The sequence below is a fragment of the Dolichospermum heterosporum TAC447 genome (genome assembly GCF_024584745.1).
Classification (GTDB): Bacteria; Cyanobacteriota; Cyanobacteriia; order Cyanobacteriales; family Nostocaceae; genus Dolichospermum; species Dolichospermum heterosporum.
In genome coordinates this window covers 3,834,673-3,849,727 of the sequence record NZ_CP099464.1, presented here as the reverse complement: position 1 = coordinate 3,849,727, position 15,055 = coordinate 3,834,673, and the positions used below count along the sequence as shown (strand labels likewise).

At 39.5% G+C, this 15,055-nt stretch carries 12 protein-coding genes; all 12 read left to right on the top strand.

Annotated features, from left to right (window positions below; translation table 11 throughout):
- The first annotated feature begins 604 nt into the window (after positions 1-604).
- Entirely contained in the window at positions 605-1,615 is a 1,011-nt protein-coding gene (pseB, locus tag NG743_RS17175) for a UDP-N-acetylglucosamine 4,6-dehydratase (inverting) (protein WP_257120531.1), read from the top strand.
- Positions 1,616-2,129: 514 nt separating this feature from the next.
- Entirely contained in the window at positions 2,130-3,866 is a 1,737-nt protein-coding gene (locus NG743_RS17170; protein ID WP_257120529.1) for an ABC transporter ATP-binding protein, read from the top strand.
- A 453-nt stretch (positions 3,867-4,319) separates the two neighbouring features.
- The gene (gene pseC / locus NG743_RS17165) at positions 4,320-5,483 is read left to right on the top strand and encodes a UDP-4-amino-4,6-dideoxy-N-acetyl-beta-L-altrosamine transaminase (protein ID WP_257120527.1); all 1,164 of its coding nucleotides are present in this window, start codon (positions 4,320-4,322) and stop codon (positions 5,481-5,483) included.
- A gap of 193 nt (positions 5,484-5,676) precedes the next feature.
- On the top strand, positions 5,677-6,114 hold the full coding sequence (locus tag NG743_RS17160; protein WP_257120526.1) for a DUF29 domain-containing protein: 438 nt from the start codon (positions 5,677-5,679) through the stop codon (positions 6,112-6,114).
- A gap of 30 nt (positions 6,115-6,144) precedes the next feature.
- The gene (gene pseF, locus NG743_RS17155) at positions 6,145-6,840 is read left to right on the top strand and encodes a pseudaminic acid cytidylyltransferase (protein WP_257120525.1); all 696 of its coding nucleotides are present in this window, start codon (positions 6,145-6,147) and stop codon (positions 6,838-6,840) included.
- 20 nt (positions 6,841-6,860) lie between these two features.
- The gene (locus NG743_RS17150; protein WP_257120524.1) at positions 6,861-7,484 is read left to right on the top strand and encodes a pseudaminic acid biosynthesis-associated methylase; all 624 of its coding nucleotides are present in this window, start codon (positions 6,861-6,863) and stop codon (positions 7,482-7,484) included.
- Between the two features lie 75 nt (positions 7,485-7,559).
- Positions 7,560-8,687, top strand: coding sequence for an N-acetyl sugar amidotransferase (locus NG743_RS17145; protein WP_257120523.1), 1,128 nt, complete (start codon positions 7,560-7,562; stop codon positions 8,685-8,687).
- Positions 8,684-9,325, top strand: a complete 642-nt coding sequence (hisH, locus tag NG743_RS17140) for an imidazole glycerol phosphate synthase subunit HisH (protein WP_257120522.1) — start codon at positions 8,684-8,686, stop codon at positions 9,323-9,325. The genes NG743_RS17145 and hisH overlap by 4 nt, the downstream gene beginning before the upstream one ends.
- Positions 9,288-10,073 carry a HisA/HisF-related TIM barrel protein gene (locus NG743_RS17135; RefSeq protein WP_257120521.1) on the top strand — a complete coding sequence of 262 codons (786 nt, stop codon included), beginning with the start codon at positions 9,288-9,290 and terminating at the stop codon, positions 10,071-10,073. The genes hisH and NG743_RS17135 overlap by 38 nt, the downstream gene beginning before the upstream one ends.
- On the top strand, positions 10,066-11,325 hold the full coding sequence (locus NG743_RS17130) for an N-acetyl sugar amidotransferase (RefSeq protein WP_257120520.1): 1,260 nt from the start codon (positions 10,066-10,068) through the stop codon (positions 11,323-11,325). Before NG743_RS17135 ends, NG743_RS17130 begins: the two co-directional genes overlap by 8 nt.
- A gap of 72 nt (positions 11,326-11,397) precedes the next feature.
- The gene (gene pseG, locus NG743_RS17125) at positions 11,398-12,498 is read left to right on the top strand and encodes a UDP-2,4-diacetamido-2,4,6-trideoxy-beta-L-altropyranose hydrolase (protein ID WP_257120519.1); all 1,101 of its coding nucleotides are present in this window, start codon (positions 11,398-11,400) and stop codon (positions 12,496-12,498) included.
- An 833-nt stretch (positions 12,499-13,331) separates the two neighbouring features.
- Positions 13,332-14,927: an IS1634 family transposase gene (locus NG743_RS17120; protein ID WP_257122116.1), complete on the top strand. Its 1,596-nt coding sequence runs from the start codon at positions 13,332-13,334 to the stop codon at positions 14,925-14,927.
- The last annotated feature ends 128 nt before the right edge of the window (positions 14,928-15,055 follow it).

The window sequence follows — 15,055 nt, the reverse complement described above, 5'->3', positions numbered from 1 at the left end:
GGCAATAAAGATGACATTTGAATCAGAATCTCTAAACTTAACGAACTATACTAAACACGGGTGAGATTTAAACTTTTGCCAAATGACAAAGAACCCAAACGTGTAGGGGTTTAGCACTGCTAAACCCCTACGTTTAGAATCAAACAATCAAGCCGTTTTGAGTATACTAATTAAATTTGTGTTATTCTACTATTCATCCCTTAGAGAATGGCGATCGCAAACCTGTATAAAATCAGAGTTACAAAAAATAGATTCGATTATTGTTGTCTGAGGGTGACAGAACCGGATAGTATTGAACAGTGAGTTGGGCTTTGATGGTCTTTTTGATCTCAGTCCCTCCATGTAACCTTTTGAGGATCTCTTTTGAGATCTTGATCAAGAGGCAAAAGTACAGGAAAGATCTGACCAAAATCTGGAACTTTTTCCACAAGACATCTAATATTGTCAGCAATTAGGCGATTAAAGAAATAAATATAATTGGAAGATTTTCAGGTGAGAAAACCAAGTACATTGTCTAATAAATTTTTGTTCACCTACTTAGTGAAGACTCCTTCATTCAGTCAAGAAGTTAAAAAATTTAGTTGGGTGAGATCATTAAAATTTTATGCTAGAAAATAAAACAATTTTAATTACGGGTGGAACAGGGTCTTTTGGCAAAGTATTTGTCAGAAATATCCTAGAACGTTATCCAAATATCCCTCGTTTGGTTATTTTTAGTCGGGATGAACTCAAGCAGTTTGAAATGGCTCAAGAATTTCGAGATCAAGACTTTCCAGGGCTGCGCTATTTTTTGGGTGATGTCCGGGATCAAAATCGCCTAAGAAGGGCTTTAGAAGGAATTGATATTGTCGTTCATGCAGCCGCATTGAAGCAAGTTCCAGCAGCGGAATACAACCCCATGGAATTTATTCATACAAATGTCCTTGGTGCAGAGAATGTAATTCAGGCTTGCTTAGATACTGATGTCAAGCGAGTGGTGGCTTTGTCTACCGATAAAGCAGCAGCACCAATTAATTTGTACGGGGCAACCAAACTATGTTCAGATAAATTATTTATTGCAGCCAATAATATTAAGGGTAAACGAGAACTGAGTTTAAGTGCGGTGCGATATGGCAACGTTATGGGTTCTCGTGGTTCAGTAATTCCTTTTTTCCTCAACAAGCGCCATGAAGGGGTGATTCCAATTACTGATCCAAACATGACACGGTTTAATATCATGCTGCAAGAGGGGGTGGAAATGGTGCTGTGGACGATTGAGAATGGTGTGGGAGGGGAGATATTTGTGCCAAAGATTCCTTCCTACCGAATTACTGATGTAGCCAAGGCTATTGCCCCAAATTGTGAACATCGGATTGTTGGTATCCGTCCTGGGGAGAAAGTCCATGAAGAAATGATTACCAGTGCTGATTCCTTGACAACGGTGGATTTGGGCAAGTATTATGCAATTTTGCCCATAACTAACAGTTATAACGTGAAATCATATTGCGATCGCATGAACGCCACCCCAGTAAAACCAGGATTTAATTATAATTCCGGTGAAAATGATCAGTTTATGACCGTAGAAGAGATTCGGGAGTCAATTCAAACTCATGTAGATCCAAATTTCCATGTGTAATATAAGTAGTGGGACACAATTAATTACACAATGTCATTGCGTTAGCGTTGCGTGGCGTTAGCCATATGGAACGAAGTGAAATGAAGCAATTCCAAGGGTTGTGATTGCTTCCCTTCCCTCGCAATGACTGTAAATATTTTTGTCCAATTACTTATCAACACCGGGCTTGTTTAAAAAATTTAATTTTATTAGCTAAGTAGTGAAACAAAATTAATTACACAATATCATTGCGTAAGCGTTGCGTGGCGTTAGCCATATGGAACGAAGTGAAATGAGGCAATTCCAAGGGTTGTGATTGCTTCCCTTCCCTCGCAATGACTGTAAATATTTTTGTCCAATTACTTATCAACACCGGGCTTGTTTAAAAAATTTAATTTTATTGTGGTTTATTGTGGCATTTATCAATCTCCTGAGAAAAACTCAAACAAAATGGCTAACCCCATTTAAAATCTTCAGTACCCCGTCCTACCAGCAAATTGGGTTAACAATAAACCGGAACAAAAAGTTACTACTTTTGTCCTTTACCAGTAACCTACTAGCTGCTTCTTTAGAAACCGCCACCTTGGGGGTAATTTTTTTGGCGCTAGGGGTTCTAGAGTCTCATAAACTCCCTCACTTACCCAACCAAATAGCGTCCACATTTCCCTGGTTAGCTCAAAAATGGACTGGGGACAGCCAAACAATTTTTTTAGTCCTCATTGCCTTAGCAGTAGGGTTGCAATTAACACGCAGCCTCATGGACTATGTGAGTAAAGTAGCTACTGGAGATTTGACAGCCCGGATTCAAGCCCAGATGACAGAAACAATCTTTGCCCGGATTATTAGTCTGAGCTTTCCCTGTGCCAGTCGCTATAAAGTGGGAGACTTAAGTACCCATGTTAGTCAAGCTGGTAGCACAATTGACCTACAAATGAGGGATTGGAATCTGCTGCTGACGGGAGTGTTTTTAGTCCTAGCCTACTCAGTCACAGTCCTAGCAATTTCCGTGCCTCTGTCGGCAGTTGCAGTGTTATTGTTTATGGTTTTGATGTTTGTTCAACGCTGGTTACTGCCCCGCATTAGTGCCACCTCAGTGAAACTTTCCTATGCCCAGGTAGATGTTTCTAAAGACATGGTGGAAAATATCCAAGCCCTGCGAGTGGTCCATACCTTTGGTCGTCAAGCCGAGACAATTGAACGAGTAAGATCCCTACAGCAGGAAGTTGTAGGGATCTTACAGCACCAAGTGCGGTTAATATCCATTATCGCTCCTCTGAATAATGGCTTGACGATTTTAGTGGTTGCTGTTTTGTTGACAGCGGGTTCACTGCTCCTGCGGCGAGAGCAGTCGGCAGTATTACCTTCCCTAGCTACCTTTATTTTGGCATTAAATCGCCTGTCCATGCAGACGCAGTTAATAGCCGTAACAATGCAGCGGATGGCGGAAAGATCAGGACAGATGTTACGAATAGATGAAATTTTATACACAAAAGATAAAGAGTTTACTCGTTCGGGCGGCGCGGAATTTACCGGACTTAAATCCGCTATCAGCTTTACTGAAGTATCCCTCCACTATGATGGAACTACCACCCCATCCTTGGTGAATGTGTCATTTAAATTACCAAGAAATTCAGTCACAGCCTTGGTGGGGGAGTCTGGGGCTGGTAAGTCCTCCATCGCGGATTTGCTGATTGGCCTATATGAACCAACAACAGGGCAAGTCTTAGTAGACGGATTGGCTTTACAATCCTATAGCTTAGAAAGCTGGCGCAAGGGACTGGGAGTGGTTGGTCAGGATACCTTTATTTTTAACCAGAGTATCTTAGAAAATATCCGCTACGGATTGCCCCAAGCAACAGCAGATGAAGTGCGAGATGCTGCTCATTTAGCTCAAGCTGATGGGTTTATCTCCTCTCTCCCCCAAGGTTATGATACGGTAGTAGGGGAGCGGGGCTATCGGCTTTCAGGTGGGCAAAGACAACGGATAGCACTGGCACGGGCAATTTTAATGCAGCCGGAGATCTTGATTTTAGATGAGGCTACCAGTGCTTTAGATAGTCAGTCAGAACGCTTGGTACAGGAAGCATTAAATCAGTTTGAGCGCGATCGCACTGTGTTAGTTATTGCTCACCGTCTTTCTACCATTGTCCGTGCCGACCAAATTATAGTCCTAGAAAAAGGACAAGTGCTGGAACAGGGCAATCACCAGGAGTTATTGCAACTAGATGGGAAATATGCCCACTATTGGGCGCTGCAATCAGGAGAGAAATAAAGCAATAAGTAATTAAAAAAAATACCCAAAAATTTCTTGTGGTGCGGGCATCTTGCCTGCAAATCATCAAGGACAGGCCTGCTAATCATCAAGGACAGTCCTGCTAATTATCAAGGACAGTCCAAAATACCCAAAAATTTCTTGTGGTGCGGGCATCTTGCCTGCAAATCATCAAGGACAGGCCTGCTAATCATCAAGGACAGTCCTGCTAATCATCAAGGACAGTCCTGCTAATCATCAAGGACAGTCCTGCTAATTATCAAGGACAAGCCTGCTAATTATCAAGGACAGTCCTGCTAATTATCAAGGACAGGCAGGATGCCTGTCCCACAAAATTGGGTAACTTATTTCTTGGTGTTCCCTTGGTAACAGTAAAATTACTTATGGATATCACAAAACGTCAATATTAGTTTCTAGGGTTGATTTTTAACATCTTTCTAAGTTTTCAGTTTTATGAACTATATTCCCTACGGACGGCAAAATATTAATCAGCAAGATATTGATGCCGTGGTCAGCGTTTTACAGTCAGATTGGTTAACCCAAGGACCAGCGATCGCTCGATTTGAAAACTTAGTAGCTGAATACTGTGGGGTAAAATATGCAGTGGCGGTGGCTAGTGCTACAGCGGGGTTACATATTGCCTGTTTAGCTGCGGGATTAAGTTCTGGTGATAGACTGTGGACTGTACCTAATACCTTTGTAGCTTCTGCAAACTGTGGTTTGTACTGTGGTGCAGAAGTGGATTTTGTGGATATTGATCCTCAAACCTATAATCTCAGTATTCCCGCCCTAGCTGACAAATTAGCCCTAGCAGCAGAACGGGGGAAATTACCTCAAGTTGTGGTTCCAGTCCATTTTGCTGGGCAATCCTGCGACATGAAAGCGATCGCTCAGTTGTCACAAAAGTATGGCTTTCAGGTGATTGAAGACGCAGCCCATGGTATAGGTGGCCGTTATGGCGATCGCCCCATTGGTTGTTGTCAGTTTTCTGATTTGACTGTATTTAGTTTCCACCCAGTTAAAATCATCACCACTGCCGAAGGAGGCATGATTTTAACCAATCGTCAAGACCTCTATGAAAAGTTGATCCGGCTGCGGAGTCATGGTATTACCCGCGATCCTCGCTTTATTCAGGGAGATTCCCCAGGACCTTGGTACTATCAGCAGTTGGAGTTGGGTTATCATTACCGGATGACTGATTTACAAGCCGCTTTGGGTGCAAGTCAGATGGAAAGGTTGGATACCTTCGTCAAGGGTCGTCATGAGTTGGTAGCAAGATATAATATTGGCTTGCAAGATTTACCTGTTACTAGACCCTATCAACATCCTGATACCTATTCCAGTTGGCATTTATACGTAATTCGGTTACAACGCCATTCCATCAATCGCTCCCATCGAGAAGTATTTGAGGCACTCAGAACCGCAGGAATTGGAGTCAATGTACATTATATTCCTGTTCACACCCAGCCCTATTATCAGCAGTTGGGATTTAAGCAGGGTGATTTTCCTGAGTCTGAATCTTATTATCAGGAGGCGATTAGTTTGCCGCTTTATTATGATTTAACTGAAGACAATCAAAATTATGTTATTAAGACGTTAGGGGAGATTTTACAATAGGAAGATAATAAGTAATTGGACAAAAATATTTACAGTCATTGCGAGCGAAGGGAAGCAATCACAACCATTGGAATTGCTTCATTTCACTTCGTTCCCTATGGCTAACGCCACGCTGCGCTAACGCAATGACATTGTGTAATTAATTCTGCCTCACTACTTATCAACAGACATCTTGACCTGATGGAGAGTCAACATGAGTGACACATTGTATGAATCTGACTTTTATAGCTGGGCGCATCAACAATCAGATTTACTGCGTCAGGAGAAATTTGAGCAGTTAGACTTATCTCATCTGATCGAGGAGCTAACAGATTTGGGTAATCGTCATTACGATCAGTTAGAGTCAAGGTTGATGCAATTAGTGGCGCATCTGCTCAAATGGCAGGTGCAACACTGGCGACGTTCTAACAGTTGGCGAGCGACAATTCGCCTACAGCGAACATCAATTGACAAGTTGCTGCGTCGTAATCCTGGGTTAAAGTCCCGTCTCAATGAAGCCTTAGTAGAAAGTTGGTCTGAAGCTAGAGATTTAGCGATCGCAGAAACTGATTTACCCGATGAAAATTTCCCTGAAACTTGTCCTTTTAAACTAGATGAGATTATCAATCCAGATTTCTGGCCAGCCCCTTAAATTTTTGATAGAAGACTTAGATATTTTCAAATGAACATTGCAGTTATTCCAGCAAGGGGAGGAAGTAAACGTATTCCTCGCAAAAATATTAAAAACTTTTTTGGTAAGCCAATGATCGCATGGTCAATTGAGACGGCGATCGCTTCTGGACTATTTGACCAGATTATTGTTTCGACCGATGATCAGGAGATCGCCGAAGTCGCCAGAAATTACGGAGCCGAAGTTCCATTTTTACGTCCCGCAGATCTGTCCAATGACTATGCAGGAACAACTGAGGTAATTGCCCATACAACTCAATGGCTGATTGATCAAGGTTTATCTATTTCTGCTGTCTGTTGTATTTATGCGACCGCTCCTTTTGTGCAAGTCAAAGATTTGACAAGAGGTTTGCAGGCTTTAGAGTCTGGTTGTTGGAGTTATGCTTTTTCAGTAACAGATTTTGCTGCACCTATTTTTCGAGCATTTACGGAAAATCCTGATGGTGGGATTGAGATGGTTTTCCCAGAACACTTTTTAACGCGATCGCAAGAATTGCCCAGAGCGCTCCATGATGCAGGACAATTTTATTGGGGACAGCCATCGGCTTGGTTAGAGGGTAAACGTATTTTCGATCGTCATTCCCTACCGATTATCATCCCTAGATGGCGTGTACAAGATATTGATAGTGAAGAGGATTGGATACGTGCAGAAATGCTCGCGCCCATGATCATGAATATCATAAAATAATTTGTAAGGACAATAAATCTATGTCATTCAATAGCTCACAAGAACAATTTTGGGCGACAACATACGCCAAAGATTACATAAAAAAAAACCAAGAGTTTGATCATAATCTTGGTGCTGAAGCATGGAGAAAAATACTTGCGAATGTTGATGGAGAGATCAACACATTTTTAGAATGTGGTTGTAACATTGGTCGAAATATCGAGCAGATCAATCGGATTCTGCCTAATGCTGAACCTTCAATTATTGAAATTAGTGAACCTGCCTTTAACTTTGTCTGTTCTCGCTATAAATTCGCCCATGCTTTTAACGGAGCAATCTTAGAGTCATTCTTTGATAATAATTCCTTTGATCTAGTATTTACAATGGGAGTACTAATACATATTAATCCTGATCAACTACTTGCACATATGGAAAAAATGTTTCGATATTCATCGAAGTATATTTTGATGGGTGAATACTTTAATCGCACACCAATATCAATTGAGTATCAGGGCGAAAAAGATAAATTATTTAAGCGTGACTGGGGGAAGCTCTTTATTGAGAACTTTGATGTAAATTTGCTTGATTATGGATTTCTTTGGGGACATATTTATGATTCTGCTGGTTTTGATGATATAAATTGGTGGTTGTTTGAGAAAAAATAATTTATTAAAAATAACTCAATCAATAATTTTTAGTTAAAAGAGTATAAGTCAAACTAATCTGTTTGGAATCAACGTATGAAGTACTGCCAGAAATGCCTTCAACCCAATACAAGACCTAATACTGTTTTTACGTCTGAGGGAATTTGTCCAGCTTGTAACTATTATGAAGCATCACAAGAAATAGATTGGCAGGAACGATATGAAATACTTTTAAATATCTTTAAAAATAACCCTAAAAAGAAAGGGCAGTATCACGATTGTATCATTGGTGTTAGTGGAGGAAAAGATAGTACTCGCCAAGCACTATTTTTAAGAGATAAACTCGACATCAATCCATTGCTAGTATGTTTAAGCTATCCACCTGAACAAGTTACTGAACGCGGAGTTGACAACCTCTCTAATTTGATAAATCTTGGCTTTGATACGGTTATTAGCGCACCTGCGCCAAAAACTTGGCGAGAGCTTAAAAAAGGGGGTTTCCATAGATTTACAAACTCATTTCGTTCAACAGAAATGGCTCTTTTTTCTTCTGTCCCGCAAATTGCAATTAAATATGGAATTAATTTAATTATGTGGGGAGAGAATCCAGGGTTACAACTTGGGGATATGAAGACATTAGGACGTACAGGTTACGATGGTAACAATCTTCGTTATATGAATACTCTTTCTAGTGGGCTTGAATGGATGATGGAATTTGGTTTTTTAGAGAAAGAACTTCTACCTTATATATATCCTCATGTTTCTGATTTTGATAAATATAATTTACAAATTGTCTATCTAGGATGGTTTTTAGGAGATTGGTCACTTGTAAATAATGCGGCTTATTCCTGTGGAAATGGACTCGAAATACGTTCCGATGGTGTAGAAAAAACTGGCGATCTGTATGGAGTGACGGCTCTTGATGAAGATTTTACACCAGTAAATCAGTTAATCAAATACTATAAGTATGGTTTTGGTCGAGTAACTGACTATGTAAATGAAGAAATTCGGCTGGGTAGAATTAGTCGTGAAAATGCTATCAAGTTGGTAGAGAAATATGATGATGCTTATGACGAGAAATACATTAAGGAGTATTGCAACTACTTAAGGATTTCAGTACTTGAATTTTGGCAGAAAGTTCACGCTTCTCTCAATCGAGATTTGTTTAAATTAGAAGAGAATGGAACAATTAGTCGTAAGTTTAAGGTAGGCGTGGGACTGTGAGTAATCTTATAGTTGGAATTGTTGATTATGGTATGGGTAATCACGCATCTGTGATGCATAGCCTCAAAAGTATGGGCTTTAAAGTGCGAATTAGTGCTGATCCGCAAGTTTTAGATAATACTAACATCTTGATTCTGCCTGGGGTGGGTGCTTTCCCTTCGGCAATGCAAGCACTGCGCGATCGCGGACTAGTGAATTATCTGCAAAAGCAAGCTGAGATGGAACGTCCAATGATTGGCATTTGTTTGGGTATGCAGTTACTAACAACTGCTTCCTATGAATTTGAGTACACATTGGGTTTGGATTTGATTGAGGGTGAGATTGTCCCCCTTACAGGGTCAAAATGGCATATTGGCTGGAATGAAATTAAATGTTCGCAACAGGATTCACCCCTTGAGTCCAGTAATCATCAAGCTTTTTATTTTAATCATTCATTTACCTATCAAGGAGCAGATAAATATAAAATAGCGATCGCCCAACATAATCAAGCGATCGCCGCCGTAATCCGCAATGGTAATATAGTCGGACTACAGTTCCATCCAGAAAAAAGTCAAGACCCTGGAAGAGAGCTATTTAAAAATTTGATTATGGGGCTTGCTAATGCTAAAAAAACGTTTGATCGGAGTTGTCACGGTTAAAGATGGTTGGGCAGTACAGTCCTTTGGCTATCAGCGCTACTTACCATTGGGCAAGCCAGAATGTCTTATTAAAAATCTTGATCGCTGGGGTGCTGATGAGATTTTGATACAGGTTATTGATCGTTCTAACCAAAAAATCGAACCTGATTTTCCTTTACTAGAAAGTATCGGTAAACTTGGTTTATCAACTCCCTTGATCTATGGCGGTGGGATTCGTAATGTTGCTGATGGTGTTAAGGTAATCCAATATGGAGCCGATCGCCTTGTTGTGGATGCGCTGTTGCATGATGATTTGCAAGAGGTACAGTTTCTATCAGAAAGACTGGGAGCGCAAGCGGTAATTGCCTCTGTGCCTCTATCTTGGCAAGATGGTAGATTAGAGTGGTTTGACTATCGCACTCAAACTAAAATGGCGATCACCAATCAACTTTTGACAACCGTTCAGTCAGGAATAATTTCAGAAATACTCATTTCAGACTGGTTTCATGAGGGGCAAGTCAATAGTTTTGAGGCAAATTTGGTTAAAAATTTTCCATTCCAGAATATTCCCATAATTGCCTTTGGCGGTTTAAGTGAGCCGGCGCAAATAGGAAAACTATTAGTTGAGCCAAATATTGTGGCGATCGCCATTGGTAACTTTTTGAATTATCAAGAACAAGCTATCCAAAAATATAAACAAGCAATCGCCTTTGAACAGTTTCGCAGTCCCACTTATGCCTCCAAATATTCTCTATCAACCAATGCCTGAAATCAACTCTAAAATGTACTTCTGTAAGCGATGCCTTTACTCAACAGCACATCCTCTAGGACTAACTCTAGATGCCGAGGGGATTTGCTCTGGATGTCGCATTCATGAGGAGAAAGATACACTGGATTGGGATGAGCGTTGGCATCTGCTAGAGCGACAGATAGAACCATATCGCAACCATGATGGAAAGAACTATGACTGCATTGTGCCTGTTAGTGGCGCTCAAGATTCTTACTACATAGTCCATTTAGTCAAAGAACGTTTGGGATTAAACCCTCTTTTAGTTACCTACAATAAATATTTCAACACTCCATTAGGCATCCGTAATTTAGCCAATCTACGAATTAAATTTAATTGCGATATTCTCTACCAGAATGTTAATCCTGATTCTGTCAAGAAAATAACCCGCACCACATTAAGACGCTTTGGTAGTATCTATTGGCCAATCTTGGCAGGACAAACCGTTTTCCCTGTCCAGACGGCAGTGCGTTATCAAATCCCCTTGATCATTTGGGGCGCACATCAGGGACTAGAGCAAGTTGGTATGTTCTCCCACACCCACGCAGTAGAGATGACGCGGCGCTATCGTCAAGATCATGATTTGATGGGGCATGAAGCTGATGATCTTCTGTCTATTTTTGACGTTCTCAAAGAAAAGGATATTTGGCAATATCGCTATCCCAGTGATCAAGATATTTATACTATTGGTGTACGCGGTATATACCTCGGCAACTATGTCCGATGGGACCCCAAAGCGCAGCATGAACAAATGATGCGTGAATATGATTACCAAACTGCTTCTTTTAATCGAACTTTTGATTGCTATGATTATGTTGACTGCTTCAATTACATGGATCTTCATGATCTATTAAAACTATATAAACATGGTTATTCTAAAGTCACCGATCATGCTTGCCGTGAGATTAGATTTGGGCGGATATCTCGTGATCAAGGTTTAGCCCTTGTGCGTAAACATGAACTAGCGTCCTTGGCTTACATTGATCAATTTTGTGAATGGCTAGGTATTACAAAGCGATCGCTCCAATTTATGATCGATCAACATCGTAATCCCCAATTTTGGCATCAGATTGAACCTAATAAATGGAAATTTAACGGTTGGAGTGTGCAGAATAACTATAATCAGTTAATTGAAGACGATTTGATGAAATTGCCAAACATTTTTGAAGCTAATAGCTTGCTTGAATATAATCGAGAGGCTCAGTACATCACAATTGGCAAAGGTTATCCATGAGTCGGCTGGGATACAACATTTTTGTTTTATCGTAGGGATAACATCAAGGTCAATCCTGAAGAAATGAAAAATATGGTATCCAATTTGTCTGGTTTTGGTATCTTCTGTGAAGAAATACAAAAACTAATTATCCGTGCTGACGCATCTACCCAAATGGGTACGGGTCATGTCATGCGCTGTTTAGCACTTGCCCAGGCTTGGCAAACTGATGGTGGACGAGTGTACTTCTGTACCCACAAAGATTTCCCCGTCACCCTCGCCCAAAGACTGGCAACTGAGGGCATAAATAGGCTGGAAATCTCACCATTACCCGGATCTTTGGCAGATGCCCTAGAGACCATTACCTGTTGTCAAAATTATCATAGCCCCTGGTTAGTTCTCGATGGTTATCACTTTCATGCTAGTTATCAACAAACAATTAAAGCGGCTGGATTACAATTATTGGTAATAGATGATTATGGACACGCTGATAGTTATTGTGCTGACTTGATATTAAATCAAAATATTGATGCTGATGCTAGTCTCTATCCCCGCATCAACCCAAAAACCCAATTTCTGTTAGGGTGTGAATACACCTTGTTGCGGCGTGAATTTTGGTCATGGCGCGATCATGCTAGATATCAACTAAGGAAATCGCCTCCTGGTTCATCCTTGCGAATCTTAGTTACTCTAGGTGGTAGCGATCCTGATAATGTGACACGGAAAGTCATTCAAGCTTTACAACTAGTAAACAGTGATAATTTAGAAGTTATTGTTGTTGTCGGTGGTAGCAACCCGCACTATGAGAAATTACAGACTGAAGTTGCAAAATCCAGAATGTTAATTACTTTACAACAAAATGTCACTAATATGCCTGAGTTGATGGCTTGGGCAGACATAGCGATCGCCGCAGGTGGCTCAACTAATTGGGAATTAGCATTTATGGGCTTGCCTAGTATTGTAATCACAGTGGCGGATAATCAAAAAGACATTACGGCAAAATTAGATCGACAAGGTGTAATTATTAATCTAGGTTGGCATGAGGATGTAACTATTGAGGGTTTGAGTTTAGCAATACAAGACTTAATTGGCGATCGCCCCCATCGGGAAACCATGAGTAAAAAAGGACAGCAGTTAGTAGATGGCAATGGTGCAAAGCGCGTTGTCTCAGCGATGGTCAGTATGTTAGCTTAGTGAGTCAAACTAGCGATCGCAAAACATATAAGTAATTGGACAAAAACATTTACAGTCATTGCGACCGAAGGGAAGCAATCGCAACCCTGGCAATTGCTTCACTTCTTTCCATTGGCAATGACATTGTGTAATTAATTCTGTCTCACTACTTAGCGATCGCAAAACATATATGTTCTTGCTTTACCCCCACCCAGGGCATCAAATAATTAAGGCTCGGAAGTTCCCTATTAATTAGATGATCCAATCTTGTATTATTAGCGGGCAAGATGCCCGCATCACAATAAATTTTAGGATATTTTTTAAATTTAGATATCTCTTAGTCATCTTCAGATGACTTCTGCTATGAGACTGGGAATTCATTCCCAGTTGGGTTATGGGTTAGATGATCTAATCTTGTATTATTAGCAGGCAAGATGCCCGCACCACAATAAATTTTAGGATATTTTTTAAATTTAGATATCTCTTAGTCATCTTCAGATGACTTCTGCTATGAGACTGGGAATTCATTCCCAGTTGGGTTATGGCCCACATTCCGCACCCTGAACTGTCACATATCAAAAAAGCCTAGCGAGTAGTACATAATAACTAAAAATCATTCGAAGGGTAAGAGGCTTAATGATAGTAAGTAGCATTAAGCTGGGCATGGAGTGAGAAAGTGGAACTTCGTAACGGGACTGAAAGAAAGAGAAAATTCGATATGATTAAAAAATTAATTGTTCACAAAAGCAAGAAATGAGAGAATCACAATAGAACAAGTAGAGGAATCTGTTGTGAAATTAAAACCCCAAGAAATAGAAATTCAAAACATAGATCATCTAGGGATAGTAGCAGGGATGATAGATTCAATCGGAATAGTAGAAATAATAAATGAATTAATAGGAGTTGAAAAAGACGAGAAAGTAAGTGCAGGTCAAGTAGTAAAAGCCATGATAATAAACGGGTTAGGATTTGTATCGAAACCCTTATATATGTTTCCCCAATATTTTGAAACAATCGCCTGTGAACATCTAATAGGAGCAGGAGTAAAACCAGAATATCTCAACGACGATAAACTGGGGAGAGTTATGGATAAACTATTTATCAAAGGATTGGATACACTATTTTTTATCATAGCCTTAAAAGCAGCACAAAAATTTGGAGTATCACTGTCAACGTCGCATTTAGACTCATCATCAATACACGTGCATGGGCAATATAATACAAGTTTACCAGAAGTAATATTTGAGAATCAAAAAGTAGGAAATAACCAAGAATTAGAAGAATTAGCAGTAAAATCACCAAAAGAGATAACCATCACCTACGGTTATTCCCGTGACCATAGACCAGATTTAAAACAATTCATCATAGAAATGATATGTTCAGGAGATGGAGACATACCAATATTTTTAAAACTAGCATCAGGAAACCAAACAGATTCATCATGCTTTGGTCAAATAGCAGTAGAATATCAAAAACAATTAGAAGTTAATAGTCTCATCGTTGCTGACGCTGCTTTATATACAGAATCAAACCTGAAAATGATGTCAGAATTACGTTGGTTATGTCGAGTACCATTAAGCATAAAAGCAGCAAAATCATTAATATCAACATTACCAGAATCAGAATTTATTGATAGTACAATACCAGGATATAAATTAGCATCAAAAACCGAAAATTATGCAGGGATAGAACAAAGATGGTTAGTAGTGCAAAGTCAAGAAAGAAGAGAATCAGACCTGCGTAAGCTCAGACAAAAAATTACCAAAGCAGAATCAAAAGCTGTGAAAGATTTGAAAAAGTTATCACAAGAGAGATTTGCTTGTGAGGCTGATGCTATCAAGGCATTATCAAAATTATCAAAACAATTCAAATATCATCAAATTAACGAAATTTTGGTTACTCAAATCAAATTTAAGACAAAAGATTCTTCAGAAGAAATATCTTACCAAATATCAGCTACAGTTTCCGAAAATGAAAGTAAAATTAATACAGAATTGCTGAGTGCAGGACGTTTTATTATTGCTACGAATGTTTTAGATTCAAATGAACTTAGCAATGATTCCATGCTGAGTGAATATAAAGCTCAACAGTCTTGTGAGCGGGGGTTCGGTTTTCTTAAAGACCCATTATTTTTTGCAGACAGTATTTTTCTCAAAAGTCCTGAGAGAATAGAGTCTCTGGGAATGATTATGGGTTTATGTCTACTGGTTTATACTTTGGCTCAACGTCAAATTAGAAATGCTCTGAAAGATTCTAAATCAACAATTAAAAATCAATTAGGTAAAGCAACTGACCGTCCTACTTTACGCTGGATTTTTCAATGCTTTCAGTGTATTCATTTAGTTGAATATAACAACGAACAACACGTCTCTAATTGGACTCAAGATAGGGATTTTATTCTGAATCTTTTACCAGATGATTGTTTTCATTACTATCAATTAGCCACTTAATTCTTCTCTCCATTAATTTAATTAATATCAGATTTAGGAGCTAATCTGTTTGATTTATTGCTCTATTTTACTATGTCTATAATTTCGTTTTTTACTTCAATTTATTAGTCTAACTTATAATCTGTATC

What these genes read in the sequence shown, in the direction of transcription:
- pseB (WP_257120531.1), top strand. Translation starts at nt 605, where the DNA reads ATGCTAGAAAATAAAACAATTTTAATTACGGGTGGAACAGGGTCTTTT.
- pseC (WP_257120527.1), top strand. Translation starts at nt 4,320, where the DNA reads ATGAACTATATTCCCTACGGACGGCAAAATATTAATCAGCAAGATATT.
- NG743_RS17160 (WP_257120526.1), top strand. Translation starts at nt 5,677, where the DNA reads ATGAGTGACACATTGTATGAATCTGACTTTTATAGCTGGGCGCATCAA.
- pseF (WP_257120525.1), top strand. Translation starts at nt 6,145, where the DNA reads ATGAACATTGCAGTTATTCCAGCAAGGGGAGGAAGTAAACGTATTCCT.
- NG743_RS17150 (WP_257120524.1), top strand. Translation starts at nt 6,861, where the DNA reads ATGTCATTCAATAGCTCACAAGAACAATTTTGGGCGACAACATACGCC.
- NG743_RS17145 (WP_257120523.1), top strand. Translation starts at nt 7,560, where the DNA reads ATGAAGTACTGCCAGAAATGCCTTCAACCCAATACAAGACCTAATACT.
- NG743_RS17135 (WP_257120521.1), top strand. Translation starts at nt 9,288, where the DNA reads ATGCTAAAAAAACGTTTGATCGGAGTTGTCACGGTTAAAGATGGTTGG.
- NG743_RS17130 (WP_257120520.1), top strand. Translation starts at nt 10,066, where the DNA reads ATGCCTGAAATCAACTCTAAAATGTACTTCTGTAAGCGATGCCTTTAC.
- pseG (WP_257120519.1), top strand. Translation starts at nt 11,398, where the DNA reads ATGGTATCCAATTTGTCTGGTTTTGGTATCTTCTGTGAAGAAATACAA.
- NG743_RS17120 (WP_257122116.1), top strand. Translation starts at nt 13,332, where the DNA reads ATGATAGATTCAATCGGAATAGTAGAAATAATAAATGAATTAATAGGA.